The following is a 22,593-nucleotide window of genomic DNA, read 5'->3' as shown; positions in this document are numbered from 1 at the left end:
GAACGAATCGCCACATCCTACCATCGCGCACCATGACTGTGGACAAGGCCGCGGGTACAATGCCGGCCATGGCACGACGCACCTCACCCCCGCGCCGGTCGGGACACGGCAAGCTGCGCATCATCGGCGGCGACTTTCGTCGCCGGCTGCTGCCGATACCGGAGAGCCCGGGCCTGCGCCCCACCCCCGACCGGGTACGCGAGACCCTGTTCAACTGGCTGACCACGGTCACCCCGGGCGCCCGGGCGCTCGATCTCTTCGCCGGCACCGGGGCCCTGGGCCTGGAAGCGCTATCCCGGGGCGCCCGGCAGGCCTGCCTCGTGGAGCGGGATGCCCGCATCGCTCGCCAGCTGCGGGACAACCTCGCCACCCTGGGGGTCGAGGAGCGCGCCCGGGTGGTCACCGCCGACGTCCTGGCCTTCCTCGAAGGCGACCCCACCCCCTTCTCGCTGGTCTTCCTCGACCCGCCGTTCCGCCAGGGCCTGGCCGAGCCCTGCTGTGCGGCACTCGAGCGGGGCTGGCTGGCCGAGGATGCCGTCATCTACCTGGAGACCGAATCGGAACGGGAGCCCCGCGTGCCTGCCGGCTGGCAGCTCCATCGCGAGGTACGCGCCGGCGACACCACCGGGCGCCTCTATCGCCGGCGCGGCAACGGGTCGCCGGATGGCGACGCTTGCTGAGCCCCGGTCACGGCGTTACGCTGCGCGCTGACCGAATCCCGCCTGGGGCCAGCCAGAGCGGCAGATGCTCGGGAAAACGCCCGAACCCGCAAGGACATTGTCAGGAGAACAGGATGAGCATCGAACTCTTCAACCGGCTCGAGCAGAAAGTCGCCAGCGCCGTCGAGGCCCTTGAACTGCTCAAGATGGAGGCCGAGGAGCTGCGCGAGGAAAATTCCCGCCTGAAGCAGGAGCGCGAGGAGTGGGAGCGCCGGCTCAACGACCTGCTGGGCAAGTTCGACGACGTCGACACCGGCGGCGGCAACTGACGCCGGGATTCAGGCCCGATCGAGCGGGAGCGACATCAGCACGGCATCCTCTCGTGCCTCCCCGGCCTCCCGGGGAGGGTAGTAGTCGCGCCGGCGCCCGTCGTCGCTGAAGCCGGCCCGGCGATAGAGGGCGATGGCAGCGCCATTGCCTGCCCTGACCTCCAGCAGCAGCCGTTCGCTGCCCCACTCGCGAGCCTGGTCGGCCACGACCTCGAGCAGCCGCCGGGCGAGCCCCTGGCGACGCCGGGACTCATCCACCAGGATCGCCTGGAGCTCCGCCTCGAAGGGCAGCCGAGCCACCACCGCATGACCCGCCAGGGTCTCGCCGACCATCAGGCCGAACACTGCCGTGGCAGGGTCTGCCAGGGTCGCCGCCAACCGGCCCCGCGAGCCACCAGTGGGCCAGCCGTGGGCATCCTCCAGGGTCGCCACCGGCTCGAGGTCGGCCTCCGTCAGGCGCACCAGCACCGGCCTTGTTGCATGCCGCCTAGCGCTCACCCGACGCCTCCTCGGCGGACGCCTGCCACGCCTGGCCCCAGGCCAGCACCTGCGGCAGCAGCGTTCGCTTGGCCGCGGCGCCGCCGGCCAGTTCATCGAGGCCGGGCCCCTGCCAGGCGGGCAGGTCGAGCGGGAGGCAACGCCCCTCCTCGACCGTCAGAACCGAGGCCAGGGTGGCATCCCGACCGAAGATCAGCAGGCGCTCGGGCGCCCACCCCCGACGCCGGCGTCCCTCGAGGAACGCCTGCAGCCCCTGGCGCGCCTCCTCCAGCGGGGCATCCACCGGCAGCCCTTCCATCTGCGGCCAGTGGAAGGTCTCGAAATCGAGCGCCTGCTCGGGCAGCACCCCGGCCGCCTGCAGCAGGTTGACCAGCAGCCGCTGCTGGGTGGCATCGGGCTTGCTGGCCTGCGGCAGCAACAGCAGCCAGCGCCCGTCGAGGCAGGCCACCTGCAGGGTGAAGTGCAGGGCCTCGGCCGGAGACGCCTGGGGCTGGCGCTCCTCCGCAGCCGGTGGCGTCGCCGTCGCTTCGGCCGGCTCCCCTCCTCCCAGCAGCGCCCGGGCCCTGCCGGGCCCCGCCGGTCGCTGACCGCGTTCGTGGGCCGGCGATGCCGGGGCCTGACGAGCCGGCGCCTCCCTGGCCGCCTCGTCGAGAAGGGCATGCAGGCGCTCGCCCGGCGCCTCGCGAGGCTCCTCGGCGGGCTGCTGCCACTCGCAGGCCGGGGTGGGCAGGGCATTGGGCAACCGGTAGCGGGCCTCCCAGGACGTCAGTCCCATGGCCTCGAGGTACTGCCGGCGCTGCGGCTCGGCTGTCACGCCCCGCCGCCCCGGCAGTTGGGCGAGGCAGGCCGATCCTCGCCGCGAGCCTGCCACTCCTCGGGCGTGTAGAGGTGCAGCGCCAGGGCGTGGACCGGGCCGGAGAGCTCGTCGGCCAGCAGGCTGTAGATCTGCTGGTGGCGCTTGACCGGCATCAGCCCCTGGAAGCGGCTGGAAACCAGGGTGACCTTGAAGTGGGTCTCGGAATTGGCCGGCACGCTGTGCATGTGGCTCTCGTTCTCCACCGTGAGGAAGGTGGGCTCGAGGGCCTGCAGCTTGTCTTCGATGATGGCCTGGATGCGCATTGCGGCTCCCCGATGGTGAATGAAGGCCCCCATTGTACTCTCTCAATCGGGCTGCGACGACGGCGCCTCGCGGGCAGCCCGGCGACGCCTGGCCTGGGCCTCGCCGGCCGAGGAGACCCGGGCGAGGCTGGCGAAGAACGCCAGCAGGCAGGCCCCGCCGCCCACCCAGAGCGTGGCCTGTACCGGCGCCCCGGCGGCGAGGAAGACGCCCACCAGCGCCACCCCCACCGACTGTCCCACGGTGCGGGTGGTGCTCATCACGCCGGAGGCACTGGTGCTCCGCTCCCGGGGCACGCTGCCCATCATCTCGCGGTTGTTGGGCGGCTGGAACAGGCCGAACCCGAGCCCGCACAGCCCGGTGCGCCACAGGCCGTCGACCACTCCCGTCCCGAGATCGAGCATGGCCAGCGAGACCAGCCCCAGCATCAGCAGGAGCAACCCGGTACTGGCGAGCAGGCTCGGGTTGAGCCGGTCGGCGAGCCTGCCGGCCAGCGGCCCCACCAGCATGATCGCCAGCGGCCACGGGGTGAACAGCCAGGCGGTCTCCAGCGGCGAGAACCCCATCTCCTGCTGGTAGAGGAAGGAGAGCGCCACGAAGGCGAGTCCCTGGCCGATGAAGGCCAGCCCCGAGGCGGAGACCGCCAGCGAGAACCGCCGCTCGCGGAACAGCGACAGCGGCAGCAGCGGATGGCTCGCGCGCCGCTGCCGGCGCAGGAAGAGCCCTCCGGCCACCAGGCTGGTCGCCAGCCAGGCGAGAATCTGCCAGGCGGGGGTGCCATGGCCGATCCCGTCCATGGCGAGAAAGAAGCTGCCCAGCATGGTGACCGACAGCAGCGCGCCTCGACCATCGAAGCCCCCCGGCCGGCGAGGCTCCCGCGGCAGGGCCCGCCAGGCCAGCACCAGGGCACAGAGCCCCAGCGGCACGTGCAGGGCGAACAGCCAGGGCCAGGTCGCCACGGAGAGCACCAGCCCGCCGACGGCCGGCCCCGAGGCATAGCCGCCGGCCACGACCAGGGCACTCAGCCCCAGGGCGCTGCCCAGCAGCCGGGAGGGAAAGATCGAGCGGAAGAGGGAAGGCCCGATGGAGAGCGTTGCCGCCGCCCCCAGCCCCTGCAGTGCACGGAACACCAGCAGGGTCTCGAGGCTGCGCGACATGGCGGCGCCAAGCGAGGCGATCACGAACAGCGACAGCCCGGCGACATAGAGGCGGCGCCGGCTGACCAGCTCGCTGACGGCGGCGAAGACCAGCAGGAAGGCAGCACAGGCGATCTGGAACAGGTTGGTCACCCAGACCGCGCGCGCCGCGGAGACCCCCAGGTCCCGGGCGATGGAGGGCAGCGCCAGGTTGACCATGGTGATATCCACCACCGCCATCAGGGTACCGAGAATCAGCGCCAGTACCGCCAGGCGGCGCTCGGGACCGGGCAGGCCGTCGTCGCCGGGCCGTGTCGTGAAGAGTCGGCTCATCCTGTTTCCATCATTGCGGGGTCCGTAACGAGGAAACCGGCCGAAGCCGGTTTCTCGAGACAACTGCTGCGCAGGCGATCGATCAATCCTGATCGGTCTCCAGCAGCAGTGCATCATCGACCTCGGAGATCTCCAGCGCAGCCTCGTCGTCCAGGTCAATGGCCAGGTAGCTGTGCTCGAGCTGCAGGAAGCGCTGGAACAGCGCCCAGTCCAGGGCCTCGGGCCACTGGCGCTCGTCCTCTTCCCAGGCGCGCAGCTCGGTCTCGAGGATCTCGAGATAGCGTTCGCGCACGAAGGCCTCGAGGGCCTCGGGCGTGTCCATCTCGGGAATCAGGTAGACGGTGCTTTCGCGTTCGACATCGGCCAGGGTCAGGTCGTCATCCCCCACCGTGGGTTCCAGCGCATTGATCCATTCCACGAAGTGCCGGGTCGGCCTGACGCTCAGGGCGGAGCGGTTGAGCAGTTTCATCACGGTCTCCTCGACGTCGAAACGCTGACCATTATGGGCGCAGGGGGCCCCGGTTACCAATACTTCCCGAGCTGATGCCTCTCCGACCTCGCGGAAGGAGGCGAGCGATGGCCAGGCTAGGCGCGCAGGAGTTCGCAGGCGGAGTGTACGAGTCTGTACATGAGCAAAGCGAACTTCTGCGCAACAACGCCTGGCCGAAGCGCAGCCCCTTCAGTCTCCTTCGGGGCGCATGGCCGGGAAGAGCAGCACATCGCGGATGGAGGCGCTGTCGGTGAACAGCATCACCAGCCGGTCGATGCCGATGCCCTCGCCCGCGGTGGGCGGCAGGCCATACTCGAGGGCCCGCACGTAGTCGGCGTCGTAGTACATCGCCTCCAGGTCGCCGGCCTCCTTCTCGGCCGCCTGGGCACGGAAGCGATCGGCCTGGTCCTCGGCGTCGTTGAGCTCCGAGAAGCCGTTGGCGATCTCGCGGCCGCCGACGAAGAACTCGAAGCGCTCGGTGACGAAGGGGTCGCTGTCCTTGCGGCGCGCCAGGGGGCTCACCTCGGTGGGGTACTCGGTGATGAAGGTCGGAGCCTGCAGGCGATGCTCCACGGTCTTCTCGAAGATCTCGATCTGGACCTTGCCCAGGCCCCAACCGTCCTTGACGTCGATATCCAGGCGCTCGGCGATCTGGCGCGCGGCGGACTCGTCGGCCAGCGCCTCGGCATGGATCTCCGGGTTGTACTCGAGGATGGCGTCGAACACGCTGATCCGCTTCAGCGGCCTGCCGAAATCGTACTCGAAGGTCTCCAGCACCTCGCCCTCGCTGTCGCGCACGGTATTGACCACGGTAGTGGTCCCCAGCACCTGCCGGGCCACGCTGCGCAGCATCTCCTCGGTGAGGTCCATCAGGTCGTGGTGATTCGCATGGGCCTGATAGAACTCGACCATGGTGAACTCGGGGTTGTGCCGGGTGGAGAGGCCCTCGTTGCGGAAGTTGCGGTTGATCTCGAAGACCTTCTCGAAGCCACCCACCACCAGGCGCTTGAGGTAGAGTTCCGGCGCGATGCGCAGGTACATGTCGATGTCCAGCGCATTGTGGTGGGTGACGAAGGGGCGCGCCGTGGCCCCGCCGGGAATCGGCTGCAGCATGGGGGTCTCCACCTCCATGAAGCCGCGGTCCTCGAAGAAGCGACGCATGGCACTGATCACCCCGGCGCGGGTCTCGAAGACCCGGCGCGAATCCGGGTTCATGATCAGGTCGACGTAGCGCTGGCGATAGCGTGCCTCCATGTCGGTCAGGCCATGGAACTTGTCAGGGAGCGGACGCAGGCTCTTGGTCAGCAGCCGGGCCTCCTCCATCATCACGTAGAGGTCGCCCTTGCCCGACTTGTGCACCGGGCCGCGGCCGGCCACGATGTCGCCGATGTCCCAGCCCTTGATGTCCTCGAGCACCTCCTCCGGCAGCCCTTTCTTGTCGACGTAGAGCTGAATCACGCCGCTGGGGTCCTGGATCACCAGGAAGGGCCCGCGCTTGCGCATGATGCGCCCGGCCACCGCCGCAGGACGATTGAGCGATTCCAGCTCTGCCTTGTCCTTCTCGCCCAGTTCACCGATCAGCTCGGCCGCCAGGCTGTCGCGGCGGAAGTCGTTGGGAAAGGCGCTGCCGCCGGTGGCAGCGGCACGCTCGCGGCGTGCCGCCAGCTTGGCCCGACGCTCGGCGATCAGGCGGTTCTCGTCATGTTGCGGACTGTTCGATGACGCGTAGTGGTCGGCCATGTCGTTACCTGTAAAGAATTGACTACGGGCGGCAAGCCACGAGCCAAGGGCGCAAGCGGGCTGGCTATCGCTCGCGGCCCGTGGCTCGAAGCGCGAGGCTACAACCCTTGCTTCAAGCTGGCTTCGATGAATTGGTCCAGATCGCCATCGAGCACCTTGTCGCAGTTGCTGGTCTGCACGCCGGTACGCAGGTCCTTGATGCGCTGGTCATCGAGCACGTAGGAGCGGATCTGGCTGCCCCAGCCGATGTCCGCCTTGGAGTCCTCGGCCTCCTGCTTGGCGGCGTTGCGCTTCTCCATCTCGTGCTCCCACAGCTTCGCCTTGAGCTGCTTCATGGCGAAGTCGCGGTTGGCGTGCTGGCTGCGCTGGCTCTGGCACGCCACCACGATCCCGGTCGGTTCGTGGGTGATGCGCACCGCCGAGTCGGTGGTGTTGACGTGCTGACCACCGGCGCCGCTGGAGCGGTAGGTGTCGACGCGCAGGTCCGACGGGTTGATCTCGATCTCGAAGCTGTCGTCGATCTCCGGCGACAGGAACACCGAGGCGAACGAGGTATGGCGGCGGCCGCCCGAATCGAAGGGGCTCTTGCGCACCAGCCGGTGCACGCCGGTCTCGGTGCGCAGCCAGCCGAAGGCGTGGTCGCCCTGGATGTGCACCGAGGCGGACTTGATACCGGCCACCTCGCCGGCGGAGAGCTCGATGATCTCGGCCTTGAAGCCGTGATGCTCGGCCCAGCGCAGGTACATGCGCAGCAGCATGTTGGCCCAGTCCTGGGCCTCGGTGCCGCCGGAGCCGGCCTGGATGTCCAGGTAGGCGTTGTTCTCGTCCATCTCGCCGGAGAACATGCGCCGGAACTCGAGCTTCTCGAGGCTGGCCCGCAGCCCCTCGAGTTCCTTCTCGACCTCGGCGACGGTCGCCTCGTCCTCCTCCATCTCGGCCAGCTCCAGCAGGTCACGGCTGTCGCCGAGGCCCTGGTCGAGCTCATCGATGGTGGCCACGATCTGCTCCAGCGAGGCGCGCTCCTTGCCCAGCTTCTGGGCATAGTCCGGGTCGCTCCAGACGTTGGGGTCCTCGAGCTCGCGGGTGACTTCCTCTAGCCGATCCTTGCGTTCGGCATAGTCAAAGATACCCCCTCAGGACGTCTGTCCGCTCGGACAGGTCCTTGATGAGGTTGTGAATCGGGTTGGTTTCCAGCATGGGGCTCATCCGAGTCTGCGATGGAAAAACGGCCGCCGCGGCGCTGACATGACGTCAAGGCCCCGGCGGCACGAAAAGGACGCCTATTGTAGCGAAACCCGGGCCCCGTCGCATCCATCCCGCGCACCGGCCCACCCGCCGGAAAGCACGGGACCCGGCCGAAGCCGGGTCCCGTGTCGCCAGTGGCTGGCCGCCGCTCAGAAGCGGTAATCCACCGAGAGGGCGAAGACATCCGCCGAAACTTCATAGGTACCGGAGAGGTTGCCGCGTGTCGCGTTCTCTTCCTTGGCTCCATCCTGATCCATATCGACATCATCGCCAAAGACACGCATGTAGGCGGCAGTGATGCCCAGGTTGGGGTTGGGCATCCAGGTAGCACCCAGCGTGGCCCAGGTACGATCGGCATCCGGCACCCGCGGCGTGCGGTGCTCCTTGTTGGGAATCGGTGTCTCGTCGTAGCCCAGGCCGGCACGCAGTAACCACTGCTCGTCAAGCGCGTAGTTTGCACCCACGGAAACCGCCCAAGTATTGTTCCAGTTCTCCTCGGTACGGCTGGGATCCCGACCGTCCTCGAACTCCACCACCAGCTCGTCGAAGCTGCTCCACTCGGTCCACTCGGCATTGGCCATCAGTGCCAGCCGGTCGGTGAGCTGATGATAGACCCCCAGGTTCAGGTTCGCCGGGGTGGTCAAGTCCGCCGTGCCATCGGTGCCTGTCACCGCTCCCGCCGCAACAGCGCCATCCGACACCGGATCGGTACCTTTCACTGCCAGATCGCCCTTGAGCGTCAGATCAATCTCGGAGCGATAGCCGATACCCAGGCGGGTCTTGTCGGTGACCTGGAACAATGCCCCGAGGATATAGCCATAGCCCCAGTCATCGCCGGTCACTTCACCAATGACATCATTTTGCCCCGGAGTGGCAACAGGACTGCCCATCATGGCGGCCGCCGACCCGAAGTCGATGGCATTCGAGAGGGTCGCATCGGCGTACTGGGCACGCAGGCCAACGGCCAGGTTGAGACGATCCGAGGCCCTGTAGTTCAGCGTAGGCTGGAAGTCGATGGTGGTCAGCTCGGTCTCGACGGCGTGATAGCGCCCGATCCAGTCTTCATCATATTTCGTCGAGAGGCCGTAGGGGGCATAGATCGCCATGCCGAGATCGAACCGATCATCGAGCTGGGTCTTGGCGGCGAAGCTCGGCACCCAGGCCGTCTCGCCCCCCTGGCGCGAACCGCCACGGTCATAGTCGAAGAGCCCGTTCGCACTGCTGGCACTGGCATCGCGAAGCTCGAAATCGGCATCGATATAGGCCACGCCGCCGACTACCTGACTGCCGTCGATATTGCCGATGGCCGCCGGGTTGTAGGCCATGAAGCTGGCGTCCTCGGCGCCGGCGGCGGCGTTGGACATGGCATTGGCCAGGGTCTTGGCACTCTGTTCGCGAACCTGGAAGCCGGAAGCGAAGGCCTGGGAGGCGACCAGTGCGGAAGAGGCAATGGCCACGGCAATGGAAAGCTTGTTGAACTTGTTGTGCATGGTCTCGACGTCCTTTTCCAGAGGTGAGCTGGAGCTGGTTGTGTAGTGCACCCTCGCCGGGGTGCTGGCGTACTGCCCACTTTTTCGCCCATCGAGCGCCATGGTTCAAGGCCAAACGTTCGTTTTAATATCAAAAATACTAATACTTTAGTCGTGCTACCGTTTGAATCCCTGAACTTTCATCGAGTTAGACAACACATTCCGGCCGGGTCAGATGGGGCGCACATCACGCTTGACCTATGGGTAACCCAAGGGTTTTACACTGCCTGTCACATCCGAGATTACCGAGAGGTTCGAGATGAAGGTCAGCGAACTGGCGAGCCTTGCGGGCGTGACCCCCGAGACGGTGCGCCACTACACTCGCGAGGGCCTGCTGCATCCCGAGCGGCACCCCGACAACGGCTACCAGCTGTACGGGCAACAGGAGCTCGAGCGGCTGCGCTTCATCCAGCGCGCCCGCACCCTGGGCTTCGGCGTGGCCGAGATCCGCGACATCCTCGCCCACGCCGACCAGGGGGACTCGCCCTGTCCCATGGTACGCGACCTCCTCGCCAGCCGACTGCCCGAGATCCACGCTCGCATCGCGGAACTGCAAGCCCTTGCCTCACGCATGGAACAGGCCCTGGAGGCCTGGGCCGAGATGCCCGACGGCACGCCCGACGGCCACAGTCTGTGTCGACTGATCGAGAGCTTCCCCGAACCGCTGGAGAGCGGCGAGCGCCAGCCCCGCTGCCACGACGAACCCGCCAAGGAGAGCCCATGAGCGCCCGCCCCTCCCTCGAACGCACCGTGCCCGGCATGAGCTGCCAGGGCTGCGTGAAGCGCATGCGCGAGGCCATCCAGGCCGTGGACCCGGATGCCGAGGTGATCGGCACCCCGGCCGAGAAGCGCCTGGCCGTCACCACGGTACTGGATGACGCGGCCCTGGACCGTGCCCTGAACGAGGCCGGCTATCCGCCCGGCGAGCCCGATGACGCCCCCGCCGAACAGGATGCCTCCGCCATCGACGAGGCACCGGCCCCTACCGACGAGGCGGCCCCGGAAGGGGCGGAAGCGCGCGTTGTCACCCAACGGCTCTCCATCAGCGGCATGACCTGCGCAAGCTGCGTGAAGAGTGTCCAGCAGGCCCTGGAGCGTACGCCGGGCGTGGTCAGTGCCGAGGTCAACTTCGGCACCCACACCGCTCAGGTGCGCGGCTCCGCCGACGCCGCGGCCCTCGTCGATGCCATCGAGGACGTGGGCTACGGCGCCGAGCCCATCGTCGACATGCGTGAGGCGGAACAGGCGCGTGCCGAGAAGGACGAGAAGACCTATCGCCAGCGGCTGCGGGGCAGCTTCTGGTCGCTGGCCCTGGCCGTGCCGCTGATGGCCAGCATGTTCGTCTATCACCCCCACCCCGTGGGCGGAGGGCGCCTCTACTGGCTGGTGATCGGCCTGCTGACCCTGGCCGTGATGGCCGGACCGGGCCGACACTTCTTCGTCAATGCCTGGAAGAACCTCAAGCACCACCAGGCCAACATGGACACCCTGATCGCCATGGGCACCGGCACCGCCTGGCTCTACTCCATGGCGGTGGTGGCGTTCGCCCCCTGGCTGCCCGAGGTCGCCCACGGCATCTACTTCGAGGCCTCGGCGATGATCATCGGCCTGGTGCTGCTGGGCAACGCCCTGGAGCTCAGGGCCCGGGGCCGGACCAGCGAGGCCCTCAAGCGGCTGCTCGACCTGCAGAGCCGCACCGCCCGGGTGATCCGCGACGGCGAGGAGCGTGAGGTCGAGATCGACGAGGTGAGAGAGGGCGACCACATCCGGGTACGGCCCGGCGAGCGCCTGCCGGTGGATGGCGAGGTGACCGAAGGCAGGAGCCATATCGACGAGTCGATGCTCACCGGTGAGCCGCTGGCGGTGGCCAAGGGAGAAGGCGACGAAGTGAGCGCCGGCACCGTCAACGGCAAGGGGGGGCTGGTCTATCGCGCGACCCGTGTCGGGGCTGACACCCGCCTGGGGCAGATCACCGAGCAGGTGGCGAGTGCCCAGAACTCCCGGCCCCCCATCGGCGAGCTGGCCGACAAGGTCTCGAGCATCTTCGTGCCCACGGTGATGATCATCGCCGTGCTCACGGCACTGGTGTGGTTCAACTTCGGGGCGGAACCCCGGGTGATCCACATGCTGGTCACCGCGACCACGGTGCTGATCATCGCCTGCCCGTGCGCCCTGGGGCTGGCCACCCCGATCTCCACCATGATCGGGGTGGGCAAGGCCGCCGAGCACGGGGTACTCGTGAGAAGCGGGGAGGCGCTGCAGACCGCCACCCGGCTCACCACCCTGGTGGTGGACAAGACCGGCACCCTCACCGAGGGCAGGCCCAGCGTGACGGAAGCCGAGGTGCTTCACGGCGACAAGCCGACCGTGCTGGGCCTGGTGGCGGCCCTGGAGCGCGGCTCCGAGCATCCGCTGGCCGCGGCGCTGGTGGCCCATGCAGAAGAAGCCGGCGTGAATGCCGCCGATATCCACGACTTCGATAGCGTGACCGGCGGCGGGGTGAAGGCCGAGACCGCCGACGGCAAGCCACTGCTGCTGGGCAATGCCCGGTTGCTGGAGCAGGCCGGTGTCGACCTGGCACCCGGACGCGAGATCGCCGCCGGGCTGGAGAGGAAGGCACGCACCGTGGTCTATCTGGCCGTGGACGGCAGGCTCGCCGCCCTGTTCGGCATCAGCGACCCGCTGCGCCACGACACCGTCGAGGCGGTGAGGCGCCTGCAGGCCGACGGCCTCAGGGTGGTGATGCTGACCGGAGACAACGAGCACACCGCCGCCGCCATCGCGGCCGAGGTGGGCATCGACGACTTCCGCGCCGGCCTGCTGCCCGAGGACAAGCATGCCGAGATAGAGCGCCTGCAGCAGGCCGGCGAGATCGTCGGCATGGTCGGCGACGGCATCAACGATGCGCCGGCACTGGCCCGGGCCAATGTCGGCTTCGCCATCGGCCAGGGCACCGACATCGCCATCGAGAGCGCGGGCATCACCCTGATAAGGGGCTCGCTGCACGGCATCGCCGACGCCATCGAGATCAGTCGAGCCACCCTGCGCAACATCAAGCAGAACCTGGTGGGGGCGTTCGGCTACAACACCCTCTGCATCCCCATCGCGGCGGGGGTGCTCTACCCCGTCACCGGCACCCTGCTGTCGCCGATGATCGCCGGCGCCGCCATGTCGCTCTCCTCGATCACCGTGGTCAGCAACGCCAACCGGCTGCGCCTGATGAAGACCCGGGGTGCCAACGGACGCAACGACATCGTCATCCGGACACAGGAGGCCCTGTCATGAGCTGGATCGTCAATCTCGCCGGCCTCGCCCTGATCGCCGCCACCGTCTGGTGGTTCTGGGGAGGCCGGCCGGGTCAGGCCCGGCGCTGACACCTGCTAGGCTTAGGCAAGGAGGCCATCGCCGGGAGGTGAACCATGCCCAGGCTCAACGGCATACTGGAGACCGCGCTCTACGTGGAGGACATGGCCAGGGCGCGGACCTTCTTCGAGGGCGTGATGGGGCTCGAGCCCTTCAACGCCGACCACCGCTTCACTGCCTACGATGCCGGTGCGGGCTCCGTGCTGCTGCTGTTCCTGCGTGGCGAGACCCTGGAGACCGTGGTGCTGCCGAACGGCATGGGTACCATTCCCCCCCATGACGGCAGCGGCCGGGTGCACCTGGCCTTCGCCATCGCCGCCCGCGAACTCGCCGCCTGGGAGGCCCAGCTCGACGACCACGGTGTTGCCGTCGAGGGCCGCACCCACTGGCCGCGTGGCGGGGAGAGCCTCTACTTCAGGGACCCCGACGGCCACCTCCTCGAGCTGGCCACCCCGGGCGTCTGGCCCAACTACTAGCTCACGCCCATATAGCGGCCAGGCTTGTGGTTCAGCGCGATGATCAGGTTCAGCGCCACGGCCCCCAGCACCGAGAGCCCGACGCGGTCGAGCGGCAGCACCATCAGGGCGACCAGCATGATCAGGCCGTCGATGCCCAGCTGCACATAGCCGGCACGCCAGCCATGCCGGTCCTGCAAGTAGAGCGCCAGGATATTGATGCCGCCGAGGCTGGTGCGGTGGCGGAACAGCACCAGCATGCCGATGCCGATCAGGCTGCCCCCCATCAAGGCTGCGTAGAGCGCTTGCAGGCTGTCGATCACGATCCAGCCGGCAGTCAGCTCGGTGAACAGGGAGACCAGGCCGATGGCCGTGAAGGTACGCAGGGTGAATGACCACCCCATGCGCTTGATGGCCAGGTAGTAGAACGGCAGGTTGATCAGGAAGAACCAGATCCCGAAACGCCAGCCGGTGGCGTACTGCAGCAGCAGGGCCATGCCGGCGGTACTCCCGGTGAGCAGCGTCGCCTGGGTGTAGAAATTCACCCCCAGCGCCACGAAGAGGGTTCCCAGCAGCATCGCCATCAGGTCCTCGTGGAGGCGATGGGGGTCGGTGGGCAGTGCCTGCGGGTCCATGGAGGCGTCCTCGAGCTGACGGTATCGCGGCGACCGGCAGACGCCGGTCGTGGAAAGTGGTGAGAGTCTAGCGGGTCGACCGGCAGGGTATCTTGACCCAGCTCGCCTCCCTGCCACCTCGAGGCGCGACAGGGGACAAGGCGGGGTGGGCGCTCGTCAGAGCGGTTCGGCGTGCTCGACCATGAGCTGCAGCGACTCCCGCCCCCGCCAGCGGTTGCGGTTGAGCCGGTAGGCGCAGCGAAGCCGGTCACCGACACCGAAGGCCGGCAACTCGCCGGGAGTCAGTGCCCGGAACCAGATTGCCCGGGTGACCGTGGGACCGGCCGAGAGCTCGAGCATCAGGTGGCTGCCGTCGGCCCCGACGGGGCGCAGGGCCTCGACGCGGAACTCTCCCCCGAACAGCGGCGCATCGAACTCCCGGCCGTAGGGGCCCAGCACCTCGAGCTCGTCGAGGGTGGCGAGGCTCAGCTGGTGCGGTAACAGCTCGCCATCGGTGAATACCCTGGGAAAGAGCTCGATGTCGCCCAGTTGCTCGTTCACCGCCTGGAGGAAGGCACGGCGGAATGCCCCGAGCTGGTCGACCGGCACCCCGACCCCGGCGGCGCCCCGGTGACCTCCGAAACGAGGCAGCGCCTCCGGGGCCTGCTCGAAGGTGCGCTGCAGGGCGTCGCGCAGGTGCAGGCCCTCGATGGAGCGACCGGAGCCGGTGAGCATGCCGGGGGCCGCGGCCGGCGTCAGTACCAGGGTCGGCCGGCCGAAGGCCTGCACCAGCCGCGAGGCCACGATGCCCTGCACCCCGGGATGCCCGCTCTCGAGGAAGACCACGATGGCCGGCTCGTCGGCGGTGAGCGCCGTCATGGCCAGCGCCCGGGCCTCCTCGGTCATCTCCGCCTCGATCGCCTTGCGGGACTGGTTGTCCTGATCGAGCGTCTCCAGGTGTCGCGATGCCGTCGCATCGTCTGCCGCCAGCATGAAATGCAGCGCCGCATAGGGGTCGTCGAGCCGTGAACGGGCATTGATCCGCGGGCCCATCTGGAAGGCCAGGGTCTCGGCATCGAAGGGCACGCTGTCGGTTCCCAGCCGCTCGGCCATGGCACGCCAGCAGGCGGCATCCATGCGGTTGATCAGGGTCAGGCCATGGCTGACCACGGCCCGATTGGCGGCGCTGCCGCCCAGCGACACGCAGTCGGCCACGGTGCCCAGCGCCACGTAGGAGAGCCAGGGCGAGAGCTTGGGGGTCGAGGTCGGCGATACCCCCCACTCGATCAGGACCTGGCGGGCCAGTGACATCAGCAGCCAGGCGACCATGCAGCCGGCGATGGTCGGGTCGGGATAGCCGCAGTCGTCGCGGGTGGGGTTGACGGTGGCATAGGCCGAGGGCGGCGGCCCCTCCACCGGCAGGGCATGGTGGTCGCTGACCACCACCTCGATGCCCGAGGCCCGGAGCCGGGCGATGCGTGGCTCGTCGGAGCTGCCGCAGTCGGCGGTGATCACCAGGCTGGGGCGCGGCGAGAGCGCCAGGGTGCGCTCCACGAGCGGCAGGCTGATGCCGTAGCCGTCATGGATACGGTGACCGATCAGGCTGTGCAGCCTGGCCTCCGGCACGCCGAACAGCTCCACCAGGGTCCGCCGGATCACCACGTGGGAGGTGATGCCGTCCACGTCATAGTCGGTGAGGATGCCGATATGCTCGCCATCCACCACCGCCTGGGCGATGCGCTCCGCGGCGCGCCGGCCGTCGGCGAGCCGCTCCGGGTGCTCAAGGTAGCGCAGGCTGGGCGAGACCAGCGGCGCCAGCTCCCCCTCGAAGCCCGCCAGGCGCCCGGCGAGAATCCGCGCCTGCAGCTCGGTCAGCCCCTCGCGCTGGGCGCGGGCATGGAGGGCGGCGTCCCGGGGTCGCGGCAGGATGCGCGGCCTCAGGCGCTCACTCAGATCGATAGGGTCCGTCACTGCGTCCAAGCCTGGCTCCTCTGATTCGGGTCTGTGACCGGCGGGCAATAGAAGGCCCCGGGTCGAGCGAGGGGCGCCGGGGACAGGCCGAAGAGGGGGTCCTATGCCAGGGATGGCATCGGTAGCGCCCAGGGAGGGGTACACAGCGCCCCCTCGCAGGCCTGTCGCCGGATCAGCCTCGAGCGGGCATCGAACTCGAGCGGCGCCCCTCGCGAGTGAGGCGCTTCACAGGGGCATGCGGTTCAGCGGCGGTTCTCGGCCACGAACCGCTGCACCGCGGCAAGCTCCGCCGGCAGCACGGTATAGCGCTCCTCGCGCTCCAGCAGGTCGTCCATGTGCGGCGGCAGCGGCACCCCGGGGAAGCCCGCCTTGACCACGGCCTCGGCGAACTTGGCCGGGTGGGCGGTGGCCAGGGTGATCATCGGCACGCTCTCGTCGCCCCGCTCGCGCTCGGCGGCGCGGTAGCCGGTGGCGGTGTGCGGATCGAGGATCTCCTGGGTGCGATGGTGCGCCTCGCGGATCACCTCGAGGATGGTGGCGTCATCCACGCTGTGGCTGGCGAACGTCTCGCGCAGCCGCGACAGCGGCGCGTCGGCCAGCGCCGTCGGCTCGGCCTGGAAGCGCTCGAGCAGCGCGGCCACGGCGGCGCCGTCGCGCTCGTAGGCCTCGAACAGCAGGCGCTCGAAGTTGGACGAGACCACGATATCCATGGAGGGCGCCAGGGTGGCCACCAGCTCCTGCTTGGAGAAATCGTTGTCGGCGAGGGTGCGGTGCAGGATGTCGTTGGCGTTGGTGGCGATCACGAAGCGCTCCACCGGCAGGCCCATGCGGAAGGCCATGTAGCCGGCGAAGACGTTGCCGAAATTGGCCGAGGGCACGCAGAAGCTCACCTTGCGATGCGGTGCGCCCAGGGCCACGGCAGAGGCCACGTAGTAGACGATCTGGGCCATGATGCGCGCCCAGTTGATGGAGTTCACCGCCACCAGGCGGGTGCCGTTCAGGAACGACTGGTCGGCGAAGCTCGCCTTGACCATGGCCTGGGCGTCGTCGAAGTTGCCCTCGATGGCGATGTTGAAGACGTTGTCGGCCAGCACCGAGGTCATCTGCCGGCGCTGCACCTCCGAGACCCGCTGGTAGGGGTGGAGGATGAAGATGTCGAGGTTGTCGCAGTGACGGCAGCCCTCGATGGCGGCGGAGCCGGTGTCACCGGAGGTGGCGCCCATGATCACCGCCCGCTCGCCGCGCTTGGCCAGGAAGTGGTCGAGCAGGCGGCCGAGCAGCTGCAGGGCCACGTCCTTGAAGGCGAGTGTCGGCCCGTGGAACAGCTCGAGCAGGAAGTGGTTGGCGTCGAGCTGGTTGAGCGGCACCACCGCATCGTGGCTGAAGGTCGCGTAGGCGTCGCGCACGATCCCGCGGAAGGTCTCGTCGTCGATCTCGCCGTTGACGTAGGGCCGCATGACCCGGAAGGCGATCTCGGCATACGACAGGCCGGCCATGTCGGCCAGGTCGTCGTGCGAGAGCGACGGGACGGTTTCCGGCACGTAGAGGCCACCGTCGCTGGCCATGCCGGTGAGCACGACCTCCTCGAAGGAGAGCGCGGGCGCCTGCCCGCGGGTACTGATATAGCGCATCGGTTATTCCTGCTCGTCCAGGCTTTCCACGCGGATCCGCGTCACCGGGCCGGCGATGTCGGCCAGCGACTCGATGTGCCGGATCGCCTCGTTCATGTGCTGTTCGCGGGTGCGATGGGTCAGCAGGATGATCGGCACCAGTTCGCCCTCGGTGGCCTCCTTCTGGATCAGCGCCTCGATGGAGATGCCCTGCTCGGAGAGGATGGTCGCCACCCGTGCCAGCACCCCGGGGCGGTCCACCGCCAGCAGGCGCAGGTAGTAGGCGGTGACGATATCCTCCATGGGCATGATCGGCATGCTGCCGTCATCCTCGCCGATACCGCTGAAGGCCAGGTAGGGCACGCGGTAGTGGTGGTCCGTGGCGATGTCACGAGCCACGTCCAGCAGGTCGGCCACCACGGCCGAGGCGGTGGGTTCGGCTCCCGCGCCGGCGCCGTAGTAGAGTGTCGGGCCAACGGCATCGCCCATGATCGCGATGGCATTCTTGACGCCATGCACGCTGGCCAGCAACCGCTCCTTGGGGATCAGCGTCGGGTGCACGCGCAGTTCGAGGCCGCTGTCGGTGCGCTTGGAGATGCCCAGGTGCTTGATGGTGTAGCCCAGGTTGTCGGCCTGCTCGACATCCTCGGCGGTGACCCGGGAGATGCCCTCGGTGTAGGCCTTCTCGAACTGCAGCGGCACCCCGTAGGCGATGGAGGCGAGGATGGTCAGCTTGTGGGCGGCATCGATGCCCTCGACGTCGAAGGTCGGATCGGCCTCGGCGTAGCCCAGCGCCTGGGCCTCGGCGAGCACGTCCTCGAAGGCCCGGCCCTCGTCGCGCATGTGGGTGAGGATGTAGTTGCCGGTGCCGTTGATGATGCCGGCCACCCACTCGATGCGGTTGGCGCCCAGGCCCTCGCGCAACGACTTGATCACCGGGATGCCACCGGCCACGGCGGCCTCGAAGGCGACGATCACGCCCTTCTCGTGGGCCGCCTTGAAGATCTCGTTGCCGTGCACCGCGATCAGCGCCTTGTTGGCGGTGACCACGTGCTTGCCGTTGTCGATGGCGGTGAGCACCAGCTCCCTGGCCACCTCGTAGCCACCGATCAGTTCCACCAGGACATCGATGTCGGGATTGGTGGCGACCTCGAAGACATCGGAGGTGGTCTTGATGCCGGTGATGTCACAGTCGGGATTGGAGCTGCGGTAAGCGACCTGCTCGATGACGATCGGACGCCCCGCACGACGGGCAATCTCGTCGGCGTTACGCGTCAGCACGTTGAAGGTCCCGCCGCCGACGGTCCCCAGACCACAGATTCCCACTCTCACCGGTTTCAATGTCTTTCCCCTCTGATTGTCCTGCAAGTGTCTCAGCGTGGATCGAGCGACCTCCATGGGGTCGCTCGCCAGGTGTCGATCGCCGGTGCGGTCAGTCTCCCAGCCCCAGCATCGCGGCCAGGCGCTCTGCCGGCACGTAGCCGGGCACCAGGCGACCGTCGGGCAGCACGATGGCCGGCGTGCCCTGGACACCGAGTTCCATGCCCAGATGATACTGTGACTCGACCGGATTGTCGCAGTCGGCGGCGTTCGAGAGGCGCTTCTCCTGCTTGGCAGTGGTCATCGCCTCTGTCGGATTGTCGGCACACCAGACCTGGCGCATCACCCGTGCGCCCTCGCCGTTCATCCCGGCCCTCGGGAACGCCAGGTAGTGCACCTCGATGCTCAGCTCGTTGAGGCGCGGCACCTCCTCGTGCAGCTGGCGGCAGTAGGGACAGGTGGTATCGGTGAACACCATGAGTTCGGCACGGCTCTCGCCGGCACCGCGGAAGATCACCCGCTCGTCCTCGGGAACCGATGCCAGGCGCTCGGCGCGCTCCGCGTTGCGCCCCTGCTCGGTCAGGTTGACCAGCCCCTGCTCGCCGTTCTCGTAGAGGTCACCGACCAGGAAGTGTCGCCCCTCGGCATCGCTGTAGAAGCGCTCGCCGGTCTCCAGGCGCACCGCGAAGAGTCCGTCCACCGGTGTTTCCCTGACGCTCTCCACCGGCATCGATTGTCCGCTCACCGCCAGGCGCTCGGCCAATATGTCGGTGGGGTCGTCGGCCTGGGCGAGCGGCGGGATGGCCAGGATGGCGGCCAGCAGGCCACCGAGGAGTGTCTGGGAGCATGTTCTCATGATTCAGCCTCGCGGATGATGGTCGGCATGCAGGGCTTCCAGCCGCGCCTGCGCCACATGGGTGTAGATCTGCGTGGTCGAGAGGTCACTGTGACCGAGCAGCAGCTGTACGACACGCAGGTTGGCCCCATGATTCAACAGATGGGTGGCAAATGCATGGCGCAGGGTGTGCGGCGACAGTGGCCGGTCGATGCCGGCGGTGAGCGCATGGCGCTTGATCCGGTGCCAGAAGGTCTGGCGCGTCATCGCCCTATCACCGCGCCCGGGAAACAGCGCCGGGCGGGTGATGTCGCTCATCAGGCCGCCGCGAGCGGAGCGCAGGTAGCGCTCGAGCCACACCACCGCCTCCTCCCCCAGCGGCACCAGCCGGTCCTTGTCGCCCTTGCCACGCACGCGAATCACGCCCTGGCGCAGGTTAAGCGAATCGGTGGTCAGTCCCACCAGCTCCGAAACCCGCAGGCCGGCCCCGTAGAGCACTTCGAGCATTGCCCGGTCCCGCACCCCCAGGTCGGTGCTCAGGTCCGGCGCCTCGAGCAGCCGCTCGACCTCGGCCTCCTCGAGGGTGTTCGGCAGCGCCGGCCGCACCCGAGGCAAGCGTACCTCGGCCAGGGGATCATGGTCGATCATGCCCTCCCCCAGCGCCCAGCGATAGAAGCGCCGGAGGCTTGCGAGCAGCCGGGCATTGCTGCGCAGCTGATAGCCGGCCTCGCGGCGCTCGTCGAACCAGGCCGGCAGGGTGGCGCCTGCCGGGCTCAGCAGGTGCTCCCCCCGGGCCTCAAGCCTCCCGCTCCACGCCATCAGGTCGCGGCGATAGGCGTCCAGGGTATTGTCGCTGGCCCCCTGCTCCAGCCACAGGGCATCGAGGAAGGCATCGATCAACCCGCCCGCGTCTTCGCTCATTGCTCCCCACCTCGGGTGGCAGCCGGCCCGCTAAGACGAGACCCCGCCCCGCGGCAGCGGTGACGGGGTCTCGAAGCAGGCCCGGGCACGTCGCCGGCCCGGCCGAGGCGTCTGCCTCAGGCCAGCTTTTCCTTGATGCGGGCAGACTTGCCGCTGCGCTCGCGGAGGTAGTACAGCTTGGCCTGGCGCACATCGCCGCGACGCTTGACGCTCACGGAATCGACCAGCGGGCTGTAGGTCTGGAAGGTACGCTCGACGCCGACACCGTGGGAGATCTTGCGCACGGTGAAGGCGGAGTTCAGGCCGCGGTTGCGCTTGCCGATGACCACTCCCTCGAAGGCCTGCAGGCGCTCGCGGTTGCCCTCCTTGACCTTGACCTGCACCACCACGGTGTCACCCGGGGCAAACTCCGGCACCGGCTTGCTCATCTGCTCGGCTTCGAGCGCCTGGATCACCTTGTTCTTGCTGCTCATGACAATGACTCCTCGATAACGTGACTCGCCGGATCCGGTTCGTTGCCGGCGAATCGTGATCCCGGCGCCCGAGCCGAGGCTCGAGAGCGCGGGAGATGATGGGTGACACGGGTCCGCGGCTTCGTCGCGTCCCGCACCGCCGCCCTGGCCTACCTGGTGGACAGGGCGTGTTCCTCGATGAACTCCGCGAGCAGCCGCTGCTGCTCATCGCTCAACGTCCTGCCCTCGAGCAGGTCGGGGCGACGCTGCCAGGTGCGCCCCAGGGACTGCTTCAGCCGCCAGCGCCGGATGGCGCCGTGATTGCCGCTGAGCAGGACATCCGGCACTCGCCGCCCGTCGATCACCTCGGGGCGGGTATAGTGCGGGCAGTCCAGCAGCCCGTCGTTGAAGGAGTCCTCGACCGCGGAATCCTGATGCCCCAGCACCCCGGGCACCAGCCTGGCCGCGGCATCGATCAGCACCATGGCCGGCAGCTCACCGCCGCTGAGCACATAGTCGCCGATCGACCACTCCTCATCGATGTCGCTTTCCACCACGCGCTCATCGATCCCTTCATAGCGCCCGGCCACCACCACCAGGGGTGGGCCCGAGGCCAGTTCCTGCACCCCCGCCTGGTCGAGCCTGCGCCCCTGGGGCGACAGGTAGATCACCCTGGGGAGCTGGCCGGTGGCCGCTTGCGCCCTGGCCCGTGCGTCATGGATCGCCGCACGCAGGGTGTCGACCTTCATCAGCATGCCCGGACCGCCGCCATAGGGACGGTCGTCCACGGTGCGGTGCCGGTCGGTGGCGTAGTCGCGAGGGTTCCAGAACTCCAGCGCGATGCGCCCCTTCTCCACCGCCCGTCCGGTGACGCCGTGGCGAGTGATCGCCTCGAACATCTCCGGGAACAGCGAGACGACGCCGATCCACATCGCCGATTGCTCGTCGGGATCCTCGACCATCAGAACTCGGGATCCCAGTCGACCGTCATCACGCCGCCCTCGAGATCCACCTCGAGGATGACCTCCTCGGGCAGGAACGGCAGCAGGCGCTCGCGGTCGTCGACGGCGTCGGCCTCGAGCCCGCCCTTCACGACCATGACGTCGTTGGCGCCGGTCTCGAAGAGGTAATCGATCCGGCCCAGCACGGTGCCATCACGGGTCACCACCCGCAGGCCTTCCAGCTCGTGCCAGTAGAAGTCGTCGCCGGAGAGCTCGGGCAGTTCCGCCTTGGGCAGCAGTATCTCGGCCCCGGCCAGGGCCTCGGCCGCCTCACGGCTGTCGACACCATCCAGCAGGGCGACCAGGCCCTTGCCATGCCGGCGTCCCTGGACCAGCTGCCGGCGAACGAGTCGACCGTCGTGGCGCAGGACCCAGGTGGCATACTCGAGGATGCCTTCCATCGGGCTGGTGTACGAATACACCTTGAGCCATCCCTTCACCCCATAGGGGCTGGTCAGCTTGCCCAGCACCACATGATCGTCGCCCGGCTGCGCTTGCGCGTGTTCGCTCATCGACGACCCCGTGATGACCTTCGATCAGGCAAGTCAGGCGCTTCAGGCCTGCTTGCGTGCTTCCTTGACCAGCTCGGCGACGCGGTCGGAGAGCTGTGCGCCCTGGCCTTCCCAGTGAGCGATGCGCTCCAGGTCGATGCGCAGGCGCTCTTCCTGGCCGCGAGCGATCGGGTTGAAGAAGCCCAGGCGCTCGATGAAGCGGCCATCGCGGGCGTTGCGTGAATCGGTCACGGTCAGGTGGTAGAAGGGACGCTTCTTGGCGCCACCACGTGCCAGACGAATGGTAACCATGGCGTAGTCTGTCCTTCGGTTGAGGTTACGGTTTGACTCTGCTGGGCCGCGGCGCTGGGCCGCCAGCCTTCAACATTGCTGCTCGGAACGTTGTTGCTCGATACACGGCTGCTCGGGAAGCGGGCCGCCGGCCCGTCTTCGGGCATTCGGTCACGACGGCGGCCGCGAACAT

The 22,593-nt window shown here is 68.2% G+C and carries 23 protein-coding genes; 5 read left to right on the top strand and 18 right to left on the bottom strand.

The window, feature by feature from the left end; all coding sequences use genetic code 11:
- The first annotated feature begins 68 nt into the window (after positions 1 to 68).
- On the top strand, positions 69 to 680 hold the full coding sequence (gene rsmD / locus ACOMD9_RS02545; RefSeq protein WP_421411987.1) for a 16S rRNA (guanine(966)-N(2))-methyltransferase RsmD: 612 nt from the start codon (positions 69 to 71) through the stop codon (positions 678 to 680).
- Positions 681 to 793: 113 nt separating this feature from the next.
- Complete coding sequence (locus ACOMD9_RS02540) at positions 794 to 988, top strand: cell division protein ZapB (protein ID WP_421411986.1); 195 nt, start codon at positions 794 to 796, stop codon at positions 986 to 988.
- A 9-nt stretch (positions 989 to 997) separates the two neighbouring features.
- Here the strand turns inward: ACOMD9_RS02540 and ACOMD9_RS02535 are convergent, their stop codons facing one another.
- The 8 genes from ACOMD9_RS02535 to ACOMD9_RS02500 form a co-directional block, all read right to left on the bottom strand.
- Entirely contained in the window at positions 998 to 1,486 is a 489-nt protein-coding gene (locus ACOMD9_RS02535) for a GNAT family N-acetyltransferase (RefSeq protein WP_421411985.1), read from the bottom strand.
- Positions 1,476 to 2,300, bottom strand: a complete 825-nt coding sequence (locus ACOMD9_RS02530) for a hypothetical protein (RefSeq protein WP_421411984.1) — start codon at positions 2,298 to 2,300, stop codon at positions 1,476 to 1,478. Before ACOMD9_RS02530 ends, ACOMD9_RS02535 begins: the two co-directional genes overlap by 11 nt.
- Positions 2,297 to 2,605 carry a BolA family protein gene (locus ACOMD9_RS02525; protein ID WP_421411983.1) on the bottom strand — a complete coding sequence of 103 codons (309 nt, stop codon included), beginning with the start codon at positions 2,603 to 2,605 and terminating at the stop codon, positions 2,297 to 2,299. Before ACOMD9_RS02525 ends, ACOMD9_RS02530 begins: the two co-directional genes overlap by 4 nt.
- 42 nt (positions 2,606 to 2,647) lie before the next feature.
- Positions 2,648 to 4,072 (bottom strand): MFS transporter, encoded by a 1,425-nt coding sequence (locus ACOMD9_RS02520; RefSeq protein WP_421411982.1) that lies wholly within the window; start codon positions 4,070 to 4,072, stop codon positions 2,648 to 2,650.
- 82 nt (positions 4,073 to 4,154) lie between these two features.
- The gene (locus tag ACOMD9_RS02515; protein ID WP_421411981.1) at positions 4,155 to 4,541 is read right to left on the bottom strand and encodes a hypothetical protein; all 387 of its coding nucleotides are present in this window, start codon (positions 4,539 to 4,541) and stop codon (positions 4,155 to 4,157) included.
- A 210-nt stretch (positions 4,542 to 4,751) separates the two neighbouring features.
- Positions 4,752 to 6,302, bottom strand: coding sequence for a lysine--tRNA ligase (gene lysS / locus ACOMD9_RS02510; RefSeq protein ID WP_421411980.1), 1,551 nt, complete (start codon positions 6,300 to 6,302; stop codon positions 4,752 to 4,754).
- A 98-nt stretch (positions 6,303 to 6,400) separates the two neighbouring features.
- Positions 6,401 to 7,499 (bottom strand): peptide chain release factor 2 gene (gene prfB / locus ACOMD9_RS02505; protein WP_421411979.1). Its coding sequence is split into 2 segments (ribosomal slippage): positions 6,401 to 7,423 and positions 7,425 to 7,499, totalling 1,098 coding nucleotides; the frame shifts between segments, so codons are not numbered across the junction.
- A gap of 197 nt (positions 7,500 to 7,696) precedes the next feature.
- Complete coding sequence (locus tag ACOMD9_RS02500) at positions 7,697 to 9,037, bottom strand: OmpP1/FadL family transporter (RefSeq protein ID WP_421411978.1); 1,341 nt, start codon at positions 9,035 to 9,037, stop codon at positions 7,697 to 7,699.
- Positions 9,038 to 9,335: 298 nt separating this feature from the next.
- Between ACOMD9_RS02500 and ACOMD9_RS02495 the strand changes: the two genes are divergently transcribed.
- From ACOMD9_RS02495 to ACOMD9_RS02485, 3 genes are all read left to right on the top strand, one after another.
- On the top strand, positions 9,336 to 9,800 hold the full coding sequence (locus tag ACOMD9_RS02495) for a MerR family transcriptional regulator (RefSeq protein ID WP_421411977.1): 465 nt from the start codon (positions 9,336 to 9,338) through the stop codon (positions 9,798 to 9,800).
- Complete coding sequence (locus ACOMD9_RS02490; protein WP_421411976.1) at positions 9,797 to 12,361, top strand: heavy metal translocating P-type ATPase; 2,565 nt, start codon at positions 9,797 to 9,799, stop codon at positions 12,359 to 12,361. Before ACOMD9_RS02495 ends, ACOMD9_RS02490 begins: the two co-directional genes overlap by 4 nt.
- A gap of 134 nt (positions 12,362 to 12,495) precedes the next feature.
- Positions 12,496 to 12,915, top strand: coding sequence for a VOC family protein (locus tag ACOMD9_RS02485; protein WP_421411975.1), 420 nt, complete (start codon positions 12,496 to 12,498; stop codon positions 12,913 to 12,915).
- On the opposite strand, the gene ACOMD9_RS02480 is transcribed toward ACOMD9_RS02485, so the two are convergent.
- From ACOMD9_RS02480 to rpsP, 10 genes are all read right to left on the bottom strand, one after another.
- Positions 12,912 to 13,529, bottom strand: coding sequence for a YitT family protein (locus ACOMD9_RS02480; protein ID WP_421411974.1), 618 nt, complete (start codon positions 13,527 to 13,529; stop codon positions 12,912 to 12,914). The genes ACOMD9_RS02485 and ACOMD9_RS02480 overlap by 4 nt on opposite strands.
- 156 nt (positions 13,530 to 13,685) lie before the next feature.
- Entirely contained in the window at positions 13,686 to 15,479 is a 1,794-nt protein-coding gene (locus ACOMD9_RS02475) for a single-stranded-DNA-specific exonuclease RecJ (RefSeq protein WP_421412279.1), read from the bottom strand.
- Between the two features lie 242 nt (positions 15,480 to 15,721).
- Positions 15,722 to 17,110 (bottom strand): threonine synthase, encoded by a 1,389-nt coding sequence (gene thrC, locus ACOMD9_RS02470; RefSeq protein ID WP_421411973.1) that lies wholly within the window; start codon positions 17,108 to 17,110, stop codon positions 15,722 to 15,724.
- Between the two features lie 3 nt (positions 17,111 to 17,113).
- Complete coding sequence (locus ACOMD9_RS02465; protein ID WP_421411972.1) at positions 17,114 to 18,430, bottom strand: homoserine dehydrogenase; 1,317 nt, start codon at positions 18,428 to 18,430, stop codon at positions 17,114 to 17,116.
- Between the two features lie 91 nt (positions 18,431 to 18,521).
- Positions 18,522 to 19,265 (bottom strand): DsbC family protein, encoded by a 744-nt coding sequence (locus ACOMD9_RS02460; protein WP_421411971.1) that lies wholly within the window; start codon positions 19,263 to 19,265, stop codon positions 18,522 to 18,524.
- A gap of 3 nt (positions 19,266 to 19,268) precedes the next feature.
- Positions 19,269 to 20,165, bottom strand: a complete 897-nt coding sequence (xerD, locus tag ACOMD9_RS02455) for a site-specific tyrosine recombinase XerD (protein ID WP_421411970.1) — start codon at positions 20,163 to 20,165, stop codon at positions 19,269 to 19,271.
- 116 nt (positions 20,166 to 20,281) lie between these two features.
- Positions 20,282 to 20,638 (bottom strand): 50S ribosomal protein L19, encoded by a 357-nt coding sequence (rplS, locus tag ACOMD9_RS02450; RefSeq protein ID WP_421411969.1) that lies wholly within the window; start codon positions 20,636 to 20,638, stop codon positions 20,282 to 20,284.
- Positions 20,639 to 20,787: 149 nt separating this feature from the next.
- Positions 20,788 to 21,549 carry a tRNA (guanosine(37)-N1)-methyltransferase TrmD gene (gene trmD / locus ACOMD9_RS02445; RefSeq protein ID WP_421412278.1) on the bottom strand — a complete coding sequence of 254 codons (762 nt, stop codon included), beginning with the start codon at positions 21,547 to 21,549 and terminating at the stop codon, positions 20,788 to 20,790.
- Positions 21,550 to 21,578: 29 nt separating this feature from the next.
- Positions 21,579 to 22,130, bottom strand: coding sequence for a ribosome maturation factor RimM (gene rimM, locus ACOMD9_RS02440; RefSeq protein WP_421411968.1), 552 nt, complete (start codon positions 22,128 to 22,130; stop codon positions 21,579 to 21,581).
- A gap of 42 nt (positions 22,131 to 22,172) precedes the next feature.
- Complete coding sequence (gene rpsP, locus ACOMD9_RS02435; protein WP_421411967.1) at positions 22,173 to 22,421, bottom strand: 30S ribosomal protein S16; 249 nt, start codon at positions 22,419 to 22,421, stop codon at positions 22,173 to 22,175.
- Positions 22,422 to 22,593: the final 172 nt, after the last annotated feature.

It is taken from the genome of Halomonas terrestris, from assembly GCF_049166755.1.
GTDB lineage: Bacteria > Pseudomonadota > Gammaproteobacteria > Pseudomonadales > Halomonadaceae > Halomonas.
The sequence above is the reverse complement of the archived record's forward strand: the minus strand, read 5'-3'. Positions and strand labels throughout refer to the sequence as shown.

What these genes read in the sequence shown, in the direction of transcription:
- ACOMD9_RS02480 (WP_421411974.1), bottom strand. Translation starts at nt 13,529, where the DNA reads ATGGACCCGCAGGCACTGCCCACCGACCCCCATCGCCTCCACGAGGAC.
- ACOMD9_RS02485 (WP_421411975.1), top strand. Translation starts at nt 12,496, where the DNA reads ATGCCCAGGCTCAACGGCATACTGGAGACCGCGCTCTACGTGGAGGAC.
- ACOMD9_RS02490 (WP_421411976.1), top strand. Translation starts at nt 9,797, where the DNA reads ATGAGCGCCCGCCCCTCCCTCGAACGCACCGTGCCCGGCATGAGCTGC.
- ACOMD9_RS02500 (WP_421411978.1), bottom strand. Translation starts at nt 9,037, where the DNA reads ATGCACAACAAGTTCAACAAGCTTTCCATTGCCGTGGCCATTGCCTCT.
- rimM (WP_421411968.1), bottom strand. Translation starts at nt 22,130, where the DNA reads ATGAGCGAACACGCGCAAGCGCAGCCGGGCGACGATCATGTGGTGCTG.
- ACOMD9_RS02495 (WP_421411977.1), top strand. Translation starts at nt 9,336, where the DNA reads ATGAAGGTCAGCGAACTGGCGAGCCTTGCGGGCGTGACCCCCGAGACG.
- ACOMD9_RS02540 (WP_421411986.1), top strand. Translation starts at nt 794, where the DNA reads ATGAGCATCGAACTCTTCAACCGGCTCGAGCAGAAAGTCGCCAGCGCC.
- thrC (WP_421411973.1), bottom strand. Translation starts at nt 17,110, where the DNA reads ATGCGCTATATCAGTACCCGCGGGCAGGCGCCCGCGCTCTCCTTCGAG.
- ACOMD9_RS02520 (WP_421411982.1), bottom strand. Translation starts at nt 4,072, where the DNA reads ATGAGCCGACTCTTCACGACACGGCCCGGCGACGACGGCCTGCCCGGT.
- rplS (WP_421411969.1), bottom strand. Translation starts at nt 20,638, where the DNA reads ATGAGCAGCAAGAACAAGGTGATCCAGGCGCTCGAAGCCGAGCAGATG.
- ACOMD9_RS02460 (WP_421411971.1), bottom strand. Translation starts at nt 19,265, where the DNA reads ATGAGAACATGCTCCCAGACACTCCTCGGTGGCCTGCTGGCCGCCATC.
- rpsP (WP_421411967.1), bottom strand. Translation starts at nt 22,421, where the DNA reads ATGGTTACCATTCGTCTGGCACGTGGTGGCGCCAAGAAGCGTCCCTTC.
- rsmD (WP_421411987.1), top strand. Translation starts at nt 69, where the DNA reads ATGGCACGACGCACCTCACCCCCGCGCCGGTCGGGACACGGCAAGCTG.
- trmD (WP_421412278.1), bottom strand. Translation starts at nt 21,549, where the DNA reads ATGTGGATCGGCGTCGTCTCGCTGTTCCCGGAGATGTTCGAGGCGATC.
- xerD (WP_421411970.1), bottom strand. Translation starts at nt 20,165, where the DNA reads ATGAGCGAAGACGCGGGCGGGTTGATCGATGCCTTCCTCGATGCCCTG.
- ACOMD9_RS02525 (WP_421411983.1), bottom strand. Translation starts at nt 2,605, where the DNA reads ATGCGCATCCAGGCCATCATCGAAGACAAGCTGCAGGCCCTCGAGCCC.
- lysS (WP_421411980.1), bottom strand. Translation starts at nt 6,302, where the DNA reads ATGGCCGACCACTACGCGTCATCGAACAGTCCGCAACATGACGAGAAC.
- ACOMD9_RS02515 (WP_421411981.1), bottom strand. Translation starts at nt 4,541, where the DNA reads ATGAAACTGCTCAACCGCTCCGCCCTGAGCGTCAGGCCGACCCGGCAC.